This window comes from Streptomyces sp. NPDC014734, assembly GCF_043083325.1.
Classification (GTDB): Bacteria; Actinomycetota; Actinomycetes; order Streptomycetales; family Streptomycetaceae; genus Streptomyces.
In genome coordinates this window covers 34,778-53,130 of sequence record NZ_JBIBYN010000004.1, presented here as the reverse complement: position 1 = coordinate 53,130, position 18,353 = coordinate 34,778, and the positions used below count along the sequence as shown (strand labels likewise).

Annotated in this window: 15 protein-coding genes; 6 read left to right on the top strand and 9 right to left on the bottom strand. The window is 73.6% G+C overall.

Features of this window, described 5'->3' with window-relative positions:
• The first annotated feature begins 76 nt into the window (after positions 1 to 76).
• The 3 genes from ACF1CT_RS08940 (at position 77) to ACF1CT_RS08930 (ending at position 3,518) form a co-directional block, all read left to right on the top strand.
• Positions 77 to 664, top strand: coding sequence for a hypothetical protein (locus tag ACF1CT_RS08940; protein WP_391783110.1), 588 nt, complete (start codon positions 77 to 79; stop codon positions 662 to 664).
• Between the two features lie 178 nt (positions 665 to 842).
• Positions 843 to 1,880, top strand: coding sequence for a rod shape-determining protein (locus tag ACF1CT_RS08935; protein WP_391783109.1), 1,038 nt, complete (start codon positions 843 to 845; stop codon positions 1,878 to 1,880).
• Between the two features lie 21 nt (positions 1,881 to 1,901).
• Positions 1,902 to 3,518 (top strand): GAF domain-containing protein, encoded by a 1,617-nt coding sequence (locus ACF1CT_RS08930; protein WP_391783108.1) that lies wholly within the window; start codon positions 1,902 to 1,904, stop codon positions 3,516 to 3,518.
• Here ACF1CT_RS08930 and ACF1CT_RS08925 read toward each other — a convergent pair.
• Entirely contained in the window at positions 3,496 to 3,927 is a 432-nt protein-coding gene (locus tag ACF1CT_RS08925; RefSeq protein ID WP_391783107.1) for an Lrp/AsnC family transcriptional regulator, read from the bottom strand. The genes ACF1CT_RS08930 and ACF1CT_RS08925 overlap by 23 nt on opposite strands.
• 176 nt (positions 3,928 to 4,103) lie before the next feature.
• On the opposite strand from ACF1CT_RS08925, the gene ACF1CT_RS08920 reads away from it, so the two are divergent.
• Positions 4,104 to 5,345: a nitrate/nitrite transporter gene (locus tag ACF1CT_RS08920; protein ID WP_391783106.1), complete on the top strand. Its 1,242-nt coding sequence runs from the start codon at positions 4,104 to 4,106 to the stop codon at positions 5,343 to 5,345.
• A gap of 82 nt (positions 5,346 to 5,427) precedes the next feature.
• Here the strand turns inward: ACF1CT_RS08920 and ACF1CT_RS08915 are convergent, their stop codons facing one another.
• A complete protein-coding gene (locus ACF1CT_RS08915; RefSeq protein WP_391783105.1) occupies positions 5,428 to 5,976 on the bottom strand; it encodes a TetR/AcrR family transcriptional regulator in 549 nt (182 codons plus the stop codon).
• A 173-nt stretch (positions 5,977 to 6,149) separates the two neighbouring features.
• Positions 6,150 to 7,373 (bottom strand): MFS transporter, encoded by a 1,224-nt coding sequence (locus ACF1CT_RS08910; protein ID WP_391783104.1) that lies wholly within the window; start codon positions 7,371 to 7,373, stop codon positions 6,150 to 6,152.
• Positions 7,374 to 7,524: 151 nt separating this feature from the next.
• Here ACF1CT_RS08910 and ACF1CT_RS08905 point away from each other — a divergent pair, with 151 nt between their 5' ends.
• Complete coding sequence (locus tag ACF1CT_RS08905) at positions 7,525 to 8,637, top strand: NADAR domain-containing protein (RefSeq protein WP_391783103.1); 1,113 nt, start codon at positions 7,525 to 7,527, stop codon at positions 8,635 to 8,637.
• An 88-nt stretch (positions 8,638 to 8,725) separates the two neighbouring features.
• Positions 8,726 to 10,177 carry an acyl-CoA synthetase gene (locus tag ACF1CT_RS08900; protein ID WP_391783102.1) on the top strand — a complete coding sequence of 484 codons (1,452 nt, stop codon included), beginning with the start codon at positions 8,726 to 8,728 and terminating at the stop codon, positions 10,175 to 10,177.
• Between the two features lie 66 nt (positions 10,178 to 10,243).
• On the opposite strand, the gene ACF1CT_RS08895 is transcribed toward ACF1CT_RS08900, so the two are convergent.
• From ACF1CT_RS08895 to ACF1CT_RS08870, 6 genes are all read right to left on the bottom strand, one after another.
• Positions 10,244 to 11,470, bottom strand: coding sequence for an MFS transporter (locus tag ACF1CT_RS08895; protein WP_391783430.1), 1,227 nt, complete (start codon positions 11,468 to 11,470; stop codon positions 10,244 to 10,246).
• Positions 11,471 to 11,719: 249 nt separating this feature from the next.
• Positions 11,720 to 13,588: an ABC transporter ATP-binding protein gene (locus tag ACF1CT_RS08890; protein ID WP_391783429.1), complete on the bottom strand. Its 1,869-nt coding sequence runs from the start codon at positions 13,586 to 13,588 to the stop codon at positions 11,720 to 11,722.
• A 685-nt stretch (positions 13,589 to 14,273) separates the two neighbouring features.
• Positions 14,274 to 14,843 carry a pyridoxamine 5'-phosphate oxidase family protein gene (locus ACF1CT_RS08885; RefSeq protein ID WP_391783101.1) on the bottom strand — a complete coding sequence of 190 codons (570 nt, stop codon included), beginning with the start codon at positions 14,841 to 14,843 and terminating at the stop codon, positions 14,274 to 14,276.
• A 7-nt stretch (positions 14,844 to 14,850) separates the two neighbouring features.
• Positions 14,851 to 16,191, bottom strand: coding sequence for an ATP-grasp domain-containing protein (locus tag ACF1CT_RS08880; RefSeq protein WP_391783100.1), 1,341 nt, complete (start codon positions 16,189 to 16,191; stop codon positions 14,851 to 14,853).
• Positions 16,188 to 17,060 (bottom strand): NAD(P)-dependent oxidoreductase, encoded by an 873-nt coding sequence (locus ACF1CT_RS08875; RefSeq protein ID WP_391783099.1) that lies wholly within the window; start codon positions 17,058 to 17,060, stop codon positions 16,188 to 16,190. The genes ACF1CT_RS08880 and ACF1CT_RS08875 overlap by 4 nt, the downstream gene beginning before the upstream one ends.
• An 86-nt stretch (positions 17,061 to 17,146) precedes the next feature.
• The gene (locus tag ACF1CT_RS08870) at positions 17,147 to 18,352 is read right to left on the bottom strand and encodes an MFS transporter (RefSeq protein ID WP_391783098.1); all 1,206 of its coding nucleotides are present in this window, start codon (positions 18,350 to 18,352) and stop codon (positions 17,147 to 17,149) included.
• Position 18,353: the final 1 nt, after the last annotated feature.

Sequence of the window (18,353 nt, the reverse complement as noted above, 5' to 3'; positions counted from 1 at the left end):
GGGTGAACGGCCGGGGGACGGTGGCGGTGCGGGTGCCCGGCCGTGCCCTCCCGGGAACCGTGGGACCGTTGGTCCCATGAGTCCGACCGCACCGTCGCACGCGTCAGCACCGTTCGGTCCCCGCGCGTTCCAGCTCGTCCTGCTGCGCCGGATGGCCGACCACCGGCCCGGCCTCGTGGAGGACGCCCGGCGGGAGCTGGGCGCCTCGGCCGCCGAGATGCGGGAGGCGAACCGCCGCTGGCAGGCCATGGTCCGGGGACCGCGCGGGCGTGGCACGCCGCGCCGCTACCGGTCGGTGCTCGGCGAGCCGGAGTCGTCGGCGCCCCGCACGATCGGGGACCTGGAGTGCGAGGCGCTGCGGTGGCGGCTGCCGCTCTGGCCGGACCTGCGGTTCGAGGTGATGGTCGCGCCGGGCGGGGCCGTGTGGAACGAATGGCTGGTCCGGGCGGCGGGGGTGCCGGGGCCGGAGCTGCGCGCGATCGAGGATCTGCGCCCCTGGTCGGCCACGGTGGACGAGGTGGCGCGGGCCTTCGCGCCGGCCCGTCCGTTGGAGGGCGGCGCGCCGACCCGGTGGGCGCTCGCGATCACCGCGCCCGGGACCGGCGAGCCGTATGTCGCCGAGTTCACCTGGGGACTGTTCCAGCGGCTGCTGCCCGGAAGCTGAGGACCGCCCCGGCGGCCGGCGTCCGGGGCCGGGCCGGGCGGCGAACCGCCCGCGCGCCCCGTCGGGCCGTCCCCCCGACGGCCCGGCCCGACGGGCGGGAAGACTCCGAATGGCGCACGATGCGTGGAGGGCCGGCCGCCGCCGGTGACCTTCCACCGCGTTCTCGGGAGAACCTGCCGTGACCGTCAGCCTTGAGCAGTTGCGCCGTTGCCATGTCGCCGTCGATCTCGGGGCCGCCCGTACCCGCGTGTACGTCAAGGGGCTCGGCCTCGTCGTCGACGAACCGAGCGCCGCCGCCATGAACACCCGCACCGGCTCGCTGATCGCCGTCGGTGAGCTCGCCGAGCAGATGACGGGCCGCACCCCCGACTACATCCGGGTGGTCCGCCCGGTCACCGGCGGAACGGTCATCGACATCGAGATGGCCCAGCGGATGCTCCGCCAACTGCTCGGCGAGCGGCTGCGCCGCCAGTTGCGGCGCAAGCCGCGGCTTCGGGCCGCCGCCTGCACCCCGCACGACAGCGATCCGCTCGCCCAGCGGGCCACCGTGGAGACCCTGGTCGGGCTGGGCGCGCGCCGGGTCGAGCTTGTCGACACCCTGATCGCGGCGGCCGTCGGCTGCGGGCTCCCCGTCGAGCAGCCGACCGCCACCATGATCATGGTGTGCGGGGCCGCGACCACCCAGATCGCGGTGCTCTCGCTGGGTTCGATCGTGACGGCGGTACGGGTGCCGATCGGCGGCGACGCCATCGATCACGCGGTGATCCAGTATCTGCGCCAGCATCACGAGCTGATGCTGCCGAGCCAGTCGGTGCGCCCGCTCCATCTGGCGCTCAGCGGGGGCGGTCTGACGCCGCACGGGCCGGCCATGACCGAGATCCACGGCCGGGACGTGGCGACCGGGCTGGCCCGCTCGGTACAGGTCGAGACGGCCGCGGTGCGGGAGGCGCTCCACGCCCCGCTGACCGGGGTGCTCGACGGCCTCGGCAAGGTGCTGCGCGAATGCCCGCCCGACCTGGTGGCCGACCTCACCGAATGCGGCATCATGATGGTCGGCGGCAGTGCGCTGCTGCCCGGCCTGGACCAGATGCTGCGGGAGGCGACGGGCGTGCCCGTGCAGATCGCGGAGCGGCCCGACGTGTGCTCCGTCCTGGGGCTGGGTGCGATGCTGGACGGCAAGATCGAGCCGTTGGTGCTCGACCCGCTCGCCTGCTGAACTCCGCGGGGGGAACGCGCCATGAGCGATGACGCCGCCGAGCCGGACGCGGCCGGTCCGGACGCGACGGACCGGGGCGCGACGGGTCCAGGCGCGGAGTCCCCGTCCCGGCTGCGGAGGATCCTGGAGGCGGTACTGAGCGTCGGAACCGACCTCGACCTGCGCGTCACGCTCCAGCAGATCGTGGACACCGCGACGGCGCTGACCGGGGCCCGGTACGGTGCGCTCGGTGTCCTCGACCCCGAACTCGGCACCATCAGGGAGCTGTTCACCTCCGGTCTGGACGACGCCGGACGCCGGCGCATCGGTGAATTCCCCGACGGGCACTCCGGGATGCTGGGCGCCCTCCTCGACGAGCCGGGGCCGCTGCGCTCCGACGACCTGACCGCCGATCCGCGCTCCTGCGGGGTGCCGCCGGGCCATCCGGTGATGCGTTCCTTCATCGGCGCGCCGATCCGGGTCCAGGACCAGGTGTTCGGCAATCTCTACCTCACCGAGAAGCGCACCGGCCGTTTCACCGACACCGACACGGCGCTGCTCCTGGTACTGGCCTCGCGGGCCGGGACCGCGATCGGCAACGCGCGGCTGTACGGGGCGGCACGGCAGCGGGAGCGCTGGATCGAGGGGGCCGCCGCCGTCACCACCACCCTGCTGACCGGCGGGCACGCCGCCGACGCGCTGGTGACCGTCGCCGAGTCGGCCCGGGCGCTCGCGGACGCCTCCGCCGGGGTGATCCTCCAGCCCACCGAGGAGGGCGGCATGGAGATCGTCACCGCGTCCACCCTCGACGACCCGGCCGGGATCGTCGGCACGACCATCGAGCCCGGCTCCCCCGTACTGGTCCAACTGCTGGGCGGTGAGCCGGTGTTCATCGACGATTCGGCGACCGATCCGCGGATGACCACGCATGTGCGGTCGCGGTTCGGGCCCAGCATGATGCTGCCGTTGCAGAGCGGCGGGCGGCTGATCGGCACGCTCGCCCTGCCCCGGCGGCGCGGTGCCCGCCCGTACACGGCCCTGGACCGGCAGTTGGCCTCGCAGTTCGCCTCCCAGGCCGCGCTGGCCCTGGTGCTGGCGGACGCGCAGCACAACCGGGAGCAGCTCGCGGTGTACGAGGACCGGGACCGGATCGCCCGCGATCTGCACGACCTCGTGGTCCAGCGGCTGTTCGCGACCGAGATGATGCTGGAGTCGACCCGTCGCAGGGCGCCGTCCCCGGAGACGGACGAGTTGCTCGACCGGGCCGTGGACGAGCTGGACTCCACCATTCAGGAGGTGCGGACGGCGATCTTCGCTCTCCAGCAGCCGCCGGCGGAGGCGCCCACCACCTTCCGCGGCCGGGTGCTGCGGGAGACCGGGGGCGCCGCCGCCGTCCTCGGCTTCCAGCCGTCGGTGCACTTCGCCGGGGCGGTCGACGCCCTGGTGCGGGAGCCCGTGGAACGGGAGTTGCTCGCCGTGCTGCGGGGCGCGCTCGCCGCCGCGCACCGGCGGGCCGGGGTGTCGGCGATCGAGGTGGAGGTGGACGCGACGGCGGCCCTGCCCGACGGGCGGCCCGCGGTGCGGCTGGCGGTGGCCGACGACGGCCGCGAGGAGGACGGTTCGCGCTCGTCGACGCTCACCTGGCAGGCGCCGCTCTGAGTGCGATCCGGGTGGTGGAGTGGGCGACACCGGCCTCCCGCTTGAGTCTGCGCAGCAGTCCGTCCAGGGCGGCGGTGTCGGCGACGGTGGCCCGGACGAGGTAGTCGTGGGCGCCGGTCACGTGCACCACTTCGGTGATGCCGGGAAGGGCGAGCACCGCCCGTTCGAACGTCTCGTTGGCCGTGTCGACGCGCAGCGTCACGTCGATGAAGACGACAAGGCCGGTGCGGGTGTCGGCGGCCGGGTCGATGATCACGGTGAAGCCCCGGATCACACCGTCGCGGCGCAGTCGGCGCACCCGGTCCGCGGCGGCGTTGGCACTGAGCCCGACCCGTGCGCCCAGATCGCGGTACGAGATCCGGGCGTCCTCCTGGAGGATGCCGAGGATTTCCCTGTCCAGACGGTCCATATCATGATTGTCCCAGTTTTATCCGGATTGTGGTCCGGGGCGGGGGGCGTGGGCGGGGCGTGCGGGGTGTCGTGAGCGGGGCCCTCGCACCGGCCCCGGGCCCGGTCGCGGGCCGGGTTGCCCCGCATGGCGCAGTCCGGCGGGCCTCCCGGGGCCGTCCGCCCTTGACTGGGTGCGTGGAAACAGCCGTCAAGGAGTCCCCCGCACGAGTCGGCGCAGTGCCGTCGGCCGCCTACCGCAATCTGGTGATGGCCACCGTAGGTTTCGGGCTGACCTTCTGGGCCTGGAACCTGATCGCGCCGCTGGCCGGGGACTACAAGGGGCGGCTGGGGCTCACCTCGTTCGAGCAGTCGTTGCTGGTCGCGGTGCCGGTCCTCGTCGGTTCGCTGGGCCGGATCCCGGTGGGCGCGCTCACCGACAGGTACGGGGCGCGGCTGATGTTCCCGCTGGTCTCGGCGCTGACGGTGCTGCCCGTACTGCTGCTGATCCCGGCGCGGGACTCGTACGGGGCGATGCTCGTCGTGGGTTTTCTGCTGGGCCTGGGCGGCACCACGTTCGCGATCGGCATCCCGCTGGTCAACTCGTGGTTCCCGCCCGCCAAGCGCGGGCTGGCGCTCGGGGTGTTCGGCATGGGGATGGGCGGCGTGGCCCTGTCGGGGTACTTCACGCCGCGGATCGCCGCGCACGGCGACAACCTGCCGTTCCTGGTGGTCGCGGGCGCGCTCGTGGTGTACGCGGCGCTGGCCGCGGTGCTGGTCTCGGACCGTCCCGGCCGTCCGGTGCCGGCCACCTCACTGGCCCGCCGGCTGGGCACGGCGGGGCGGCTGCGGGTCACCTGGGAGCTGTCGGCGCTGTACGCGATCGGCTTCGGCGGCATCGTCGCGTTCGGCGTCTACCTGCCCACGTATCTGAAGACCTGGTACGGCCTCGCGCCGACCGACGCCGGCACGAGGGCCGCCGGGTTCGCCCTGGTCACCGTCGTCTTCCGGCCCATCGGCGGCTGGCTCTCGGACCGCCTCCACCCGGCCCTGGTCACGGCGGCGGCGCTGGGCCTTGCCGCCCTGGCCGCGATCGTCCAGGCGTTCGATCCGACGCTGGCCCCGGTGGGCACGATCGCGTTGCTCTGCATGGCGGCGGGCCTGGGCACCGCGAGCGGCAGCGTCTTCGCACTGGTCTCGCAGGTGACTCCGCAGGCGCAGGTGGGCAGCGTGACCGGGATCGTCGGGGCCATGGGCGGTCTGGGCGGCTTCGTACCGCCGCTGGTGATGGGCGCGATCTACAGCGCGAAGGAGTCGTACTCGATCGGCTTCATGCTGCTGTCGGACCTGGCCCTGGCCGGGTGCGTGTACGCGTACGGCAGGATGCGCAGCGCCCGGCCGGAGGGGGCCGACACGGCCCGGGGGCCGCTGTCCGGCTGAAGTTTCCCCGGGGCGGGGCGTCCCGGAGGCTGTCGGGTGCCCGGACGTGGCAGCGCCCGGCCAGAGGGCACCCGGCAGGCTCTCAGAGGCCCGGGGCGTCGTTCGCCAGCGTGACCACGAGCCGGGCCGTGGTGTTCACGAGTTCCTCGTCGACCGGTTCGCCGCACACCAGGACCCGGTGGTACAGCGGGCCGAGCAGCAGGTCCACGAGCCGGTCGGCGGTGCGTTCGTCGACGCCCGGTCCGTCGCCGCGGGCGAGGAGTGCGCGCAGCCCGGCGACGTCCCGTTCGCGTTGTTCGCGCAGGAATCCGGCACGGAGCGAGGCGGCCGTCTCCTCGTCCAGCTGGGCGTGGCCGAGCAGGGCCCGCATCACCTGGCCGGCCGGCTCCTCGAAGAAGTCGGCGACCCGCCGGAGGTGCCTCTTGAGGCCTTCCTCCGGGTCGTCCTCGCCCGGCTGCCAGGCGAGCGCCTCGCGGGCGTCCTCGCTGAGCGTGTCCAGCAGGATGTCGACCTTCGACTTCCACCAGCGGTAGATCGTCTGCTTGGCCACGCCCGCGCGCTGGGCGATGCCCTCCATGGTCAGGGCGGCGAACCCGCGCTCGACCAGGAGATCGTCCGCGGCCCGGAGCACCGCGACGCGGGCGCTCTCGCTGCGCCGGGGGCCGGTCCTGCTGATGACGGGGCTCCGTTCGCAGGACGGCTGTGCTTTCCGGGTGGCTCCGATGGTTCCCTCAACCTCTCACGTCGTACGTCTCCGTGATTCTGGCACAGCGGAAGTGTGCCGGGGCGGGGTGAGCGGTGGGCTCAGGCGGTCCTCCCGGTGCCGCGCGTCAGGCTGATCAGCACGCCGAGCGCGAGTGCGGCCACCACCGCGCCGAACGTCTCGCCCGCCGGGCGCAGGCCGATCTGCCGGATCAGGACCCCCACCCCGATGGCGGGCACCGCGAGCATCGTGTACAGGATGGCGAAGAATGCGGAGACCGACCCGCCGCGGTGCCGCGGGGCGACGCGCGTGGTGATGCCGCCGAGTCCGTGGCCGACGGCGATTCCGGTCGCCAGTCCGTTCACCGCGGCGCCGGTGATCAGCGAGGTCGGGGTGGCCGTGGCCATGGCGACCGTGATCAGGGTCGCGGCGGCGACGAGACCGGCGCAGGCGACGGGCAGCGCCGTGCGGGGCCCGAGGAAGCGGACCAGGAGCTGGCCGAGGGCGGTGCAGGCGAAGGCGGTGAAGACCACGAGGCCGGTCGGCGTGTGGCCGGACCGGTGCAGCACGGTCCCCAGGAACAGGCCCGTCACGGCGGTGAGGACGCCGAGAACGGCGAAACCGGCGCCCGCCGCCATGACCGAGCGCAGGAAGTCCGCCCGTATCTCGCCCGGGATGCGCAGGGGCTGGAACCGGAGGGAGAAGCCGGTCCGGTGCTCCGCGCTCTCGCCGCTCGACGCGACCCCGAGCACTCCGACGGCGGCGAGCACGAGCATGATCACCCAGGGGGTGCGGAGCGGGGACGGTGCGACGTCCGCCAGGATGCCCGTCAGCAGCGTGCCGCAGGCGAGGCCGCCCATGTTCGCGAACAGTGCGAGCGTGGCGGGCCTGAGGCGGCTGTCCGGTCCGAGCCGTTCGGCGAGGGAGGCGGTGGCCGCACCGGTGACGAGCGCCGCGGAGAAGCCGGAGACGACCCGTGCGGCGAGCATCGTGGGGACGTTCTGGGCGAGCAGGAACACCAGGGCGGCGCACCCGGACAGCGCGGTCGAGGCGATCAGAACGGGACGGCGCCCCACCTGGTCGGAGAGCCGCCCGAAGACCAGCAGGCCGGCCACGACGCCGATGGCGTAGACGGCGAAGACCACGGTGACGGTGAACGGCGTGAAGCCGAAGGCGTCCCCGTACAACGGGTAGAGCGGCGTGGGCGCCGTCGTCCCCGCCATGGTGGTCCAGAAGGCGAATGCCACGGCGAACACGGCGAGGCCGCCGCCGCGGGCCCTTGTCGGCGCGCCGGTCCGATCGGCGCGGTTGGTCGTCTTCTCCACTGAAGCCTCCCGGAAGTGCGATGGCGGCCGGCCCGGACGAGCCAGCAGACGAGACGCACCGTTGCGTCTTCAAGAGACTAGACGAGCCGTTGCGTCTGTTCAATGGTGAATGGGCGCGCCCCCGCACCGATCGATCCGGCATCATCGCCGGATGAGCGGAAACCGGATCACCCATCGCATGGCGGACGGCGTCCGCATACCCGGCACCTGGCGGCACGCCTTCATCCGCAACGGCGACACCCACTTCCTCACCGATCTCTTCATCTACGCCGACGGGCTGATCGACTGCTGGGGGCTGGTGACCGTCGAGGAGTTCCGGGACAAGCTCCGCAGCGGCTGGGTGGCGACCGAGTTCCCCGAGGGCGCCGAGGCGTCGGCACACGATCTGGCCGACTGGCGTTTCGACCGGCCGGAGAGCCGGATCACGCCCGAGCTGCTGGTGGCCGAGGTACGGGACAGCATCGACCGGCTCAACGGCCGCCCGGACTCGACGGGCCGCTGCCTCGCGGCCGTCGACGCCTTCCTCGCCGACCGGACGGAGGAGAACCGGGCCGCGGCCCGCGCCGCGTACCTGGCCATCCCCGAATCGCGGCGCATGTTCGCGCTCGGCGACATGGACCGGAAGGACCGGCCGCTCCGGGTACTGGTGGCGGGGCCGGGCGGCAGGACCGAAACCTCCGGCGAGCCCGTCACCCAGGAGGTCTACGACACGACCCTCGCCTACTTCGAGGAACGGGCCCGGTGGATCGCCGAGCGGCCCTCCCGGGTCCCGGCGGACGGGCCGGTGGCCCCGCACGCCCCGGCGGTGAAGCTGTACCAGTCGTTTCCGGACAGGCGCGTCGCCGATCCGGGGAAGACGGGCCTGCGCAACGACTACCCCGCCCCGGTCGTCATCGGGGAGACCGTTCATCCCTCCGTCGCCCACGCCTACTGGGCGCTGTCGGTCGCCGACCCCGAGGTCCGGGACGCGGTCTCGGCCGCGGCCACCGCAGGGGCGGCCTGGGCCCTCGCGGCCGAAGCCCCGCGCCGCGACGGCTGGGCCCACGCCCGTACCGCGGTGATGACCGAACTGCTGCGGGCCAAGTACGACCAGCACCCCGATCTGGCCGAGATCCTGCTGGCGACGGACGACGCCACCGTGCTCTACGACGACATGTACTCGGACTTCTGGGGCGACAACGCCGGGCGGGGCCGGAACTGGACGGGGCGCCTGCTGGAACTCGTCAGGTCCGAACTGCACGCGCGGCGGGCCGGAATCGGGTGACCGCGGACCGGTGAACCGTTCCGGCGGCGGCCCTCATGCCCCGGGGAACGATGGAGGGCGGGCTCCCCGGGTCGTTAGGGTCGGGCAGATGACACCTCTTCTGCCCGAGCCCGCCGACGCCTCCACGCGGGAGGCCGTCCGGTTCGACGAACACGCGTTGACGTACGAGCGGTTGGCCGCCGCCTCCGCCGCGCTCGCCGCGCGGCTGACCGGAGCCGGCCGGGTCGCCGTCTGGGCCACGCCCACGCCGCAGACCGTGGTCGCCGTCGTGGCGGCGCTGCGGGCCGGGGTGCCCGCGGTGCCGCTGAACCCGAGAACGGGCGCGCGCGAACTCGGGCACATCCTCGCCGACAGCGAGCCGGGTCTGGTGCTGGCCGGGGCGGACGACGTGCTCCCGCCGGAACTGGACGCGCGGCCCCGCGTCGACGTCGGCACTGCCGCGGACGGCGACGCCTCGGTCCCGTTCCCGGAACCGTCACCCGAGTCCCCCGCGCTGATCGTCTACACCTCCGGCACCACCGGCCCGCCCAAGGGCGCGGTCCTGCCCCGGCGGGCGATCGCCGCGTCGCTGGACGCGCTGGCGGACGCCTGGCGGTGGACCGGCGACGACGTACTCGTCCACGCGCTGCCGCTGTTCCACGTGCACGGGCTGATCCTGGGCGTCCTCGGGCCGCTGCGCCGGGGCGGCACGGTGCGGCACCTGGGCCGGTTCTCCACCGACGGGGTGGCCCGGGAGCTGTCGTCCGGCGGCACGATGCTCTTCGGCGTACCGACGATGTACCACCGGCTCGCGGAAACCCTGGACGGGTCCGGCAGCGACGCGGCCGGGCTGGCGAAGGCGCTGGCCGGGGCCCGGCTGCTGGTGTCCGGGTCGGCCGCGCTGCCGGTCCACGACCACGAGCGGATCGCCGCGGCGACCGGGCGCCGGGTCATCGAGCGGTACGGCATGACGGAGACCCTGATGAACACCGGTGTGCGGGCCGACGGGGAACCGCGCCCCGGCACGGTCGGCGCACCCCTGGACGGGGTGGAACTCCGCCTGGTCGAGGAGGACGACACCGTCCTCACCGACCCCGACGCCATCGGCGAGATCCAGGTGCGCGGCCCGAACCTCTTCACCGGCTACCTCAACCGCCCCGACGCCACCGCCGCCGCGCACACCGGGGACGGCTGGTTCCGCACCGGCGACATGGCCACCCGGGACGCCGACGGGTACGTGCGGATCGTCGGCCGCAGGGCCACCGACCTGATCAAGAGCGGCGGGTACAAGATCGGCGCGGGCGAGATCGAGAACGCGCTGCTGGACCACCCCGGCGTCCGCGAGGCGGCGGTCACCGGTGAGCCGGATCCGGACCTGGGCGAGCGGATCGTCGCCTGGGTGGTGCCGGCCGACCCCGCCGCGCCGCCGGCCGAGGGCGAGCTCGCGGACCATGTGGCCGCCCAGCTCGCCCCGCACAAGCGCCCGCGCACGGTGCGCTACCTGGAGGCGCTGCCCCGCAACGACCTGGGCAAGATCATGAAGCGGTCGCTGCGCCCCTGACCGGCCGCCCCCGGTGGTGCGGCGCGAGCACCGTGCCACCGGGTTCCGGGGTCCGGGGTCCGGGCGTCACGGCCGCGGGTCCTTCGCGTCGTATCCGGCGAATCCGCGGTGGCGCAGCCCCAGCAGCGCCACCGCGACGACGCAGGCGATTCCTCCCCCGGTCACAGCCAGGACGGGCGAGGCGAGGTCGGAGACCGATCCGGCCACGAAGTCGCCGAGCCGCGGTCCACCCGCCACCACCACGATGAACACGCCCTGCAGCCGTCCGCGCATCTCGTCCGGCACCGCCGCCTGGAGCATGGTGTTCCGGAAGACCATCGACGTGGTGTCCGCGCATCCGGCGAGTGCCAGGAAGAGCAGCCCGAGCCAGAGCTGACGGGTCAGCCCGAAGACCGCGACGGCGGCGCCCCAGGAGGCCACCGCGAGGAGCACCGCGAGACCGTGCCGGCGGACGCGCCCCAGCCACCCGGAGAACACCCCGCCCAGCAGCGCCCCCAGCGCCGGGGCGGCGACCAGCAGCCCGGTGGTCCTGGCGTCGCCGCCGTACCAGACCACGGCGACGACGGGGAACAGCGCGCGGGGATGGGCCAGCACCATGGCGCACAGGTCGGTGAAGAAGGTCATCCGCAGGTTGGGCCTGGTCCCGAGGAAGCGCAGACCGTCCGCGACCGAGGCCCGGCCCGGCCCGGCGCCCTCCTCCCGTTCCGGGAGCATCGGGGGGAGGCGCCACATCGCGTACAGCGAGGCGGTGAAGGTGACGGCGTCGACGGTGTACGCGGCCCGGTACCCCCACCAGCCGACGACGAGGCCGCCGAGCATCGGTCCGACCAGGGTGCCGGTGGTGCTGGTCATGGAGGAGAGCGCGTTGGCGGCGGGCAACTGCTCGGCAGGCAGCAGCCGGGCGATCATCGAGCTGCGGGCCGGTGAGTTGACCGCGAAGCAGGCAGCCTGCAGGGCGACGACCACGTACAGCGGCCACACCCGCTCCAGTCCGACGACGGCGACGACGACCAGTACGACGGAGAGCACGAACGATCCCGTCGCGCTGACCAGCCCCAGTCTGCGGCGGTCGAGGGTGTCCGCGACGGCGCCGCCGTACAGCCCGAAGACCACCAGCGGCAGGAACGAGCAGAATCCGATCAGGCCGACCGAGAAGGCGGAGCCGGTGATGTCGTAGACCTGGAGCGAGACGGCGAGCGACGTCATGCCCTGGCCGATCCAGGAGACGGTGTTCCCGAACCAGAGCCGCCGGTAGTCGGGGGACGTGCGCAGGGGCGTCAGGTCGGCGAGCAGGCGTGTGCGGCGCGGGGGGCCGGTGCCCGGCCCGGTGGTGGGCGGGGGTTCGGCGGTCGGCCCCGGTACGCGGGCCGGTTCGGCGGGTTCGGCGGCCGGTCCCGGTATGCCGGTCGGTTCGGCAGGTTCTGACGTCTCCGCTGTTTCGCTCACAACGGATGGTAGCGGCCGGCGCGCGGTCACCGGCCCGGCCCCTGCCACCGGGGCCGCCCCGGGCGGCGCGACGCCGCCGGGCCGCTCCCGCGCCGGTCAGCGCCAGTGGATTCCCGAGGGGCGGGCCGGACGGTACGCGGCACCGTCGTGAGGGTGCGCGACACCGTCGTGGGGGTGCGCGGCACCGTCGTGAGGGTGCGCGACACCGTCGTGGGGACGCGCGACACCGTCGTGGGGGTGCGTCCGGCGCTCGAAGAGGGTGGTGTACAGGCCGCGCCGGCCGAGGAGTTGGGCGTGGGTGCCGGACTCCACGAGTCGTCCCTCGTCCATGACGAGGATGCGGTCCGCGTCCGACGCGAGGGCCAGGTCGTGCGTGATCACGATGGTGGTGCGCCCCTCGGCGAGGCGCCGCAGCGGCTCGATGATGCGTTGCGCGGCCAGCCGGTCCAGGCCGGTGGTGGGCTCGTCGAGGAGGAGGACGGGCGCGTCGCGCAGCATCGCGCGGGCGATCGCGATGCGCTGCAACTGGCCGCCGGACAGCCGGGAGGTGCCGGTGGAAATGACGGTGTCATATCCCTGCGGCAGAGTACGGATGAATCCGTCGGCGTCGGCGGCCCGTGCCGCGGCCACGACGTCACGATGGGTCACATCGGTGTGTCCGCAGCCGATGTTCTCCTCGATGGTGTCGTGCAGGACGAGGGTCTCCTGCGGCAACAGGGTGATGTTGCGGCGCACGTAGTCCAGGGGCAGTCGGTCGACGGGCACGCCGTCCAGCCGGATGCTGCCGCTGTCGGGGTCGTAGAACCGCAGCAGCAGCGCCGCCAGGGTGGACTTGCCCGCCCCGCTGGGGCCGGTGATGACCACCAGTTCGCCGGGGCTCGCCGTGAACGAGAAGTCCCGGAGCACCGGCTCCTCGCCTCCGGGGTACCGGAACCCGACCGCACGCGCCTCCACCTCGCCGAGCGCCCGTTCCCGGGGCGGGGCCGGCACGGAGGCGCCGGGGTCGGTGACGGCGGGGGCGGAATCGAGGATCTCCAGCAGGCGTTCGGCCCCGGCGGTCGCCGCGGTGGCGGTCAGCCCGAGCTGGCCCAGGGAGCGGATCGGCGGGTAGAGGTAGCCGATGAAGGCGGCGAAGGCCAGCAGCTCTCCGAGGGTCATCCGGCCCTCGGAGATCTCCCACGCCCCCAGACCGATGATCGTCAGGACGCACAACGTTTCGAGCACCTCGACGAGTTGCTCGTAGAACTCGGTGAGCCGGACCGCCCGCACCGCCGCCTTCAGCCGGATGCGCGCCTTGCCGAGCAGCCGCTCCTCCTCGTCGCGCTGCCGGTTGTACGCCTGCGTCATCACGACGTTGACCAGCGTCTCCTCGACCACCGCCGTGATGGCCCCGTCCGCCGCCCGGCCGCGTCGGGACACGGCGCGCAGCGGTCCGGCGAACCGGCGGGTGATGTACCAGAAGAGCGGCACCATCACGAAGGTGACGAGGGCCAGGTCCCAGCGGAGCCACAGCGCGGCGGCGGCGTAGAAGACGGTGCCGAACAGGGCGGAGGCCGCCCCGACGATGCCGGAGACCACGAGCGCCTCGATGGCCTCCACGTCTCCCGTCAGACGCTCCACCAGGTCGCCACGGCGATTGCGCTGGTAGAAGTGCGGCGGCAGGGTCTGGAGGTGGCTGAAGACACGGGCGCGCAGCCGCAGCACGAAGCGTTCCGCGGTCCAGGCGGCGATCGAGTTGCCCAGGTAGCCCGTCACCGCGCCGATGACCGCCACGGTGAGCCACTGCCCGGCCGGTTTCCAGAAGGCGCCGACGGAGCCGTCCCGCAGGGCGGAGTCGGTGAGTTCGGCGAAGAGCAGCACCGTGATGGTCTCGGCGACGGCGGCCAGGACGGCACACACGAAGACGAGGACGAGCCAGCGGCGGTCCCCCCTGGTCAGCGGCCAGAAGCGCCGGAACGCCACCATGATGCCGATGGGATCGGTACGGATCGGTACGTCCGTCACCGATTCCCGCGAGGGGTCCTGGGAGAGGTTGTGGTCGGAGGGTTCTTCCTGGGGCGCTGGGTGCCTCGGTGAACTGCGCAGGCGCATGGGCGTCACGTCACACAGGCTCTCGGGCCATGGACCGATTCCATGGGCGCGGGCCGCCCCCATACCGCGAGGCCGACCCGCGCCGTAGCACGAGCCTGCCTCGAATCGGGGATGGAGTCAGAGATGCGGGTCAGTAACCCCAACGGCGTCCGCGACGGTCGAACCTGTCGTAGTCGCCGTAGTCGCGGTCTCCGCGTCCACGTCCGCGGTCGTCTCCACGACCCCGTCCGCGCCCTCGGTCTCCGCGGTCCCTGTCCCTGTGGTCGAAGATGCTACGAACCTTCATCTTCGCCTCCTTCGGAGGGTTTGATGTGCCGTCCCTGGTTCCTTCGACGGCACTACCGACACTACGACGACCCCTTGGGACCAACAAGTCGAACAAGCCACAATCCGGACAAAAGATGAAAGTGGCGGCACCTCGTCCCGCGCGTGGCCACGGATCGCTCTCCGCGGGCCCGTTCCGCGCGGCGACGGGTGCCGCGCGGGCCCCGACGTCCGCCTGGGAATCGCACGCACCGGACCGCGTCCACCATCCGGTCCGAGGCCACCCGACAGGCTCTCAGCCGGCGTGCGTCCCGGAACGGTGCGGCCGGGCCGGGAGACCGTCGACGCTGAGGGAGTTCTTCTCCCGCATGTACTCCTCAAGCTGCGTCCGCGTCTTGCGCTCCCCCCATTTGTCCTGGAGGTCCCGCTCCCGCACCAGGGTCATCTCCGGGACCGTGAAGCCGCAGGAATCGGCGATGCGGTCGAGGGACACCACGACGATCGAACGCGGAATCGGGTGGGTCCCGAAGTGCCCGATCAGGCCGTCCCATTCGGACGAGTCGGGGAAGACGCAGCGGCCCTCGCCGTACAGCCGCACGATCTTCGGGCGGGCGGTGAAGGAGCAGAACATCAGGGTGATCCGCCGGTTCTCCCGGAGGTGGGCGATGGTCTCCGCGCCCGAGCCGATGAGATCCAGGTAGGCCACCGTGACGTCGTCGAGCACGGTGAACGTGTCCATGCCGCCCTTGGGCGACACATTGACCCGTCCGTCGGCGGCGAGCGGCGCGGTGGCCACGAAGAACATGGGCGCCTCGGCGACGAAGGACCGCAGTGCCGGGGTCAGTGCCTCGTAGAGCTTGCCCATGGGCCGTTCATCCCCTCTCCGGCGTCGCCGTGCGGTGCGTCCGCGTGCCGTGCGCCTGCCCGGGCCCCGGCTCGGGCCCTTCCTCCGGCCCCGCGGGGCCGATCAGCCGGTCGGGGCGGGGGGCCACCTCGGCGATGGGACGGGGGTGCGCGGGCGCTTCCCGCGGTGTGGTGCGGATGGTGATGGCCGAGGCGAGTTCCCGCGCCCGCCCGCGCGCCTCGTCGGCGTCGGCGCCGCGGACGATGAGCAGGCCGGAGCGGTCGTACGACCAGGCGATGGGCGACACCGTGTCACCGGGCGAGACGCCGATCCGCAGGTCGACGACGTGCGGATCGGCCCGTACGGCCTCGGCCCCGTCCACGGACTCGACGACGCCGGGCTCGGCGGTGAGGAAGCGGATGGCCGCGCCGCACCGGGGGGCGCCGGGGAACTCGGGTTCGCCGTCCCCCGCGTACCAGCGGAAGGCGAGGGCGTCGATGTCGATGCCGTACACCTCCTGGACGAGGTCGGCGATCCGGTCCCCGCCGCGCCGGTTGTGCGACTCCACGAGGCGGGGGCCGTCCGGGGTCAGCTTGACCTCGGTGTGCGACGGGCCGTCCCGCAGACCGACCGCGTCGAGCATCCGCACCACGAGGTCGTCGACCCCCGCGGCGAGGTCCGGGGCCAGCCCGGCGGGCTGCACGTGGCCGATCTCGACGAGGGAGCCGAGCGTCTCCTTCGCGGTGTGCGCCAGGACCACGTGGCGCCCACCGTAGGAGAAGGCCTCGACACTGATCTCCGGGCCCTCCAGGTACTCCTCCATCAGGAAGGTGTGCAGCCCGAACTCGCGGGCCCACTCCGCCACGGCGGGCACGTCCCGGGGGCCGTGCACGCGGCGCACGCCGATGCTGCCGGAACCGAACCGCGGTTTGATCACGGCGGGGCCGTGCGCGGCGACGAACGCGCGCAGGTCCTCCTCGGTACGGCCGAGGCGGGCCGCCGTGGCGTCCACCCCGCGCTCGTCGAGACGGGCCCGGAAGGCCCGCTTGTCCTGGAGGACCCGGACGACGTCGTGCCCGGTACCGGGCAGGCCCAGGGCGGTCGTCGCGGCAGCCGCGGTCTCCAGGCCGTCCTCGATCATCGAGATCACCCGTTCGACCGGGCGGTCGGCGTGCAGGGCCCGGAGCAGTCCGACGACGGCTTCCGGTTCCCGGTAGTCCGTCAGCAGCGCCTCGGAGACCTCCGCGAGACCGTCCGCGGCGAGTTCGCCCGGCTGGTGGATCCAGACCACCTCGAAGCCCGCGGCGCGGGCCTTGCGCAGCGCGGCCGGGGTGCCGCCGACGACCGCCACGCGCCTGATGTCGCTCATGCCCTCAACTCCCGTCCCGCGGCGTTCTCCAGCCAGCGGACCACCTCGACGTTGTCGGCGTCCGCGCCCAGCTCCGTCCCGGCCCGCTCCCACAACTCCCGGCAGGCGGTGCCGAAGGGAGCGGGACCGCCCGCCTCCTCCTGCAACGCGGCGGCGATGCGGATGTCCTTGAGCATCAGCCGCAGCGCGAAGCCCGAGTCGAAGGTACCGGACAGCACATGGTCGGGCAGCTTGGTCTCGGAGGCGTGGTTGCGACCGGTGGAGGCGTTGACGACCTCCAGCATGACGGCGGGCTCCAGGCCGAACGCCCGCCCGGCGAGCATGACTTCGGCGACGGCCGCCAGGTTCACCGCCGACAGCAGGTTGTTGAGGGCCTTCAGCGCGTGCCCGGCGCCGGCCGGGCCGACCCGGTGGATCCGGCCGAGCGCGGACAGCACGCCCTCGGCCCCGGCGAGGGCGTCGGCGTCCCCCGCGGCCATCAGGGTGAGTTCACCGGCACGGGCGGCGGCGGGGCTGCCGGATACCGGGGAGTCCACCACGGCGACGCCGAACCCGGCCGCTCGCCGCCCGAGTTCCAGCGTGTCGGACGGTGCCGAGGAGCCGGTGTCGACGATCACGGTGCCGGGTTCCAGCGCGGGCAGCAGCGCATCGGCCACCTGCCGGACGGCGGCCCCGTCGGGCAGCATCGTGACGACCACCGGGGCCGCCAGGCCCGGCACGTCCGGTGCGGCCGTGACACCGGGGTGCGCCGCCGCACGGCGCACCGCCTCCGCGTCCAGGTCGAGGACGGCCACCTCGTACCCGCGGTCGGCGAGTCTGCGGCACATGCCCCCGCCCATCGCTCCGAGCCCGGCGAAACCCACCCGCATGACGCGATCCGTCCTTCCGTCCACTGTGTCCCCGTCGTCCGTTGCGTCGGGGGTGTCCTTCGCCGTGTCCGCACGGCCGTCCCCGGTCATGCCCCCACCGGTGCCCCGGCGCGGGCCCCGGCGCCGACCGCGACCCGCTCGGCGGCCACGCCCGCGAGCAGGAAGACCGCGGCGGCGGCGATCCAGCCCGCTCCGCCCGCGCCGAGCAGCAGCCCGGTGACCACCACCGGTCCGAGCACCCGTTCCGCGGAAAGTCCCAGGTTGAACACCGCCAGATAGCGCCCGCGCGCCTCGGGCGGCGCCAGTGCGATGGACAGCTCCCAGCCCGCCGAGTTGGCCATGACCTCCCCCAGTGACAGGGCGACGACGGCCGCTCCCAGCCAGCCGACCGCGACCCAGGTGCTGGTGCCGCCCGCAGCGGCGAAGCACAGCCCGGCCGCCGCGAGCACCGCACCGGCCGAGGCCATCAGGCGGCTGGTGCGCCGCAGCCCGTCGGCGAACCGGCTGACGGGGATCTGCAGGACGACGACGAGCCCGGTGTTCAGCGCGAACAGCACGGACACCGTGATCCGCGGCGCGTCGGTGTGCTCCAGCACCCACACCGGCATCGCCACGAGCAACAGCGCGTCGAAGAAGGTGAGCAGGAAGTTCAGCCCGGTCAGCGCGAGGTAGCGCGGATACGGCAGAGCCCATCCGGCGCGCTCCCGGGCCGCCGGGCGTTCGCCCTCCCGCACCCGCAGCACCAGCGCCGCGCCCCCCAGGAAGGCGAGGCCGATCGCGCCGAGGGTGATCCGGTAGGCCAGGAGCGTGTCACCGACCAGTGCCGCGCCCGCCGCCATCGCGCCGACGCCGAGCCCGACGTTGCGCACCACGTTGATCACCGCGAGCACCCGGGTCCGCTCCCGCTGGTCGGGCACCGACCCGGCCACCAGCGACTGCAGGACGGGCGGCGCGGCCCGGTCCACCGCGATCGCGAGCAGGGTGACCACCAGGAACTGCCAGAAGGAGGTGACGAAGGCGTACGTGACGCAGCAGGCCGCGCGGACGGCGTAGAGCACGGCGAGGACCCGCCGCGCCCCGTACCGGTCGGCGAGTTCGCCGCCGAACAGCGACACCGCGAGCGCCACGGCACCGGCCGTGGCGAGCCCCACCCCCACCTGGTTGGCGGTCAGGCCGACCTGGCGGGTGAAGAACGCCATCGAGGAGGCCATGAACAGGCCGATGCCCAGGGACTGGACCAGGGCCGCCGCGGCCAGCCGGCCACCGCCCTCGGGGAGTCGACCGACCCGCATG

Bases quoted from the DNA above. Each gene is read 5' to 3' on its own strand.
- ACF1CT_RS08940 (WP_391783110.1), top strand. From the start codon at position 77: ATGAGTCCGACCGCACCGTCGCACGCGTCAGCACCGTTCGGTCCCCGC.
- ACF1CT_RS08930 (WP_391783108.1), top strand. From the start codon at position 1,902: ATGAGCGATGACGCCGCCGAGCCGGACGCGGCCGGTCCGGACGCGACG.
- ACF1CT_RS08925 (WP_391783107.1), bottom strand. From the start codon at position 3,927: ATGGACCGTCTGGACAGGGAAATCCTCGGCATCCTCCAGGAGGACGCC.
- ACF1CT_RS08905 (WP_391783103.1), top strand. From the start codon at position 7,525: ATGAGCGGAAACCGGATCACCCATCGCATGGCGGACGGCGTCCGCATA.
- ACF1CT_RS08900 (WP_391783102.1), top strand. From the start codon at position 8,726: ATGACACCTCTTCTGCCCGAGCCCGCCGACGCCTCCACGCGGGAGGCC.
- ACF1CT_RS08890 (WP_391783429.1), bottom strand. From the start codon at position 13,588: ATGGTGGCGTTCCGGCGCTTCTGGCCGCTGACCAGGGGGGACCGCCGC.
- ACF1CT_RS08885 (WP_391783101.1), bottom strand. From the start codon at position 14,843: ATGGGCAAGCTCTACGAGGCACTGACCCCGGCACTGCGGTCCTTCGTC.
- ACF1CT_RS08880 (WP_391783100.1), bottom strand. From the start codon at position 16,191: ATGAGCGACATCAGGCGCGTGGCGGTCGTCGGCGGCACCCCGGCCGCG.
- ACF1CT_RS08875 (WP_391783099.1), bottom strand. From the start codon at position 17,060: ATGCGGGTGGGTTTCGCCGGGCTCGGAGCGATGGGCGGGGGCATGTGC.
- ACF1CT_RS08870 (WP_391783098.1), bottom strand. From the start codon at position 18,352: ATGCGGGTCGGTCGACTCCCCGAGGGCGGTGGCCGGCTGGCCGCGGCG.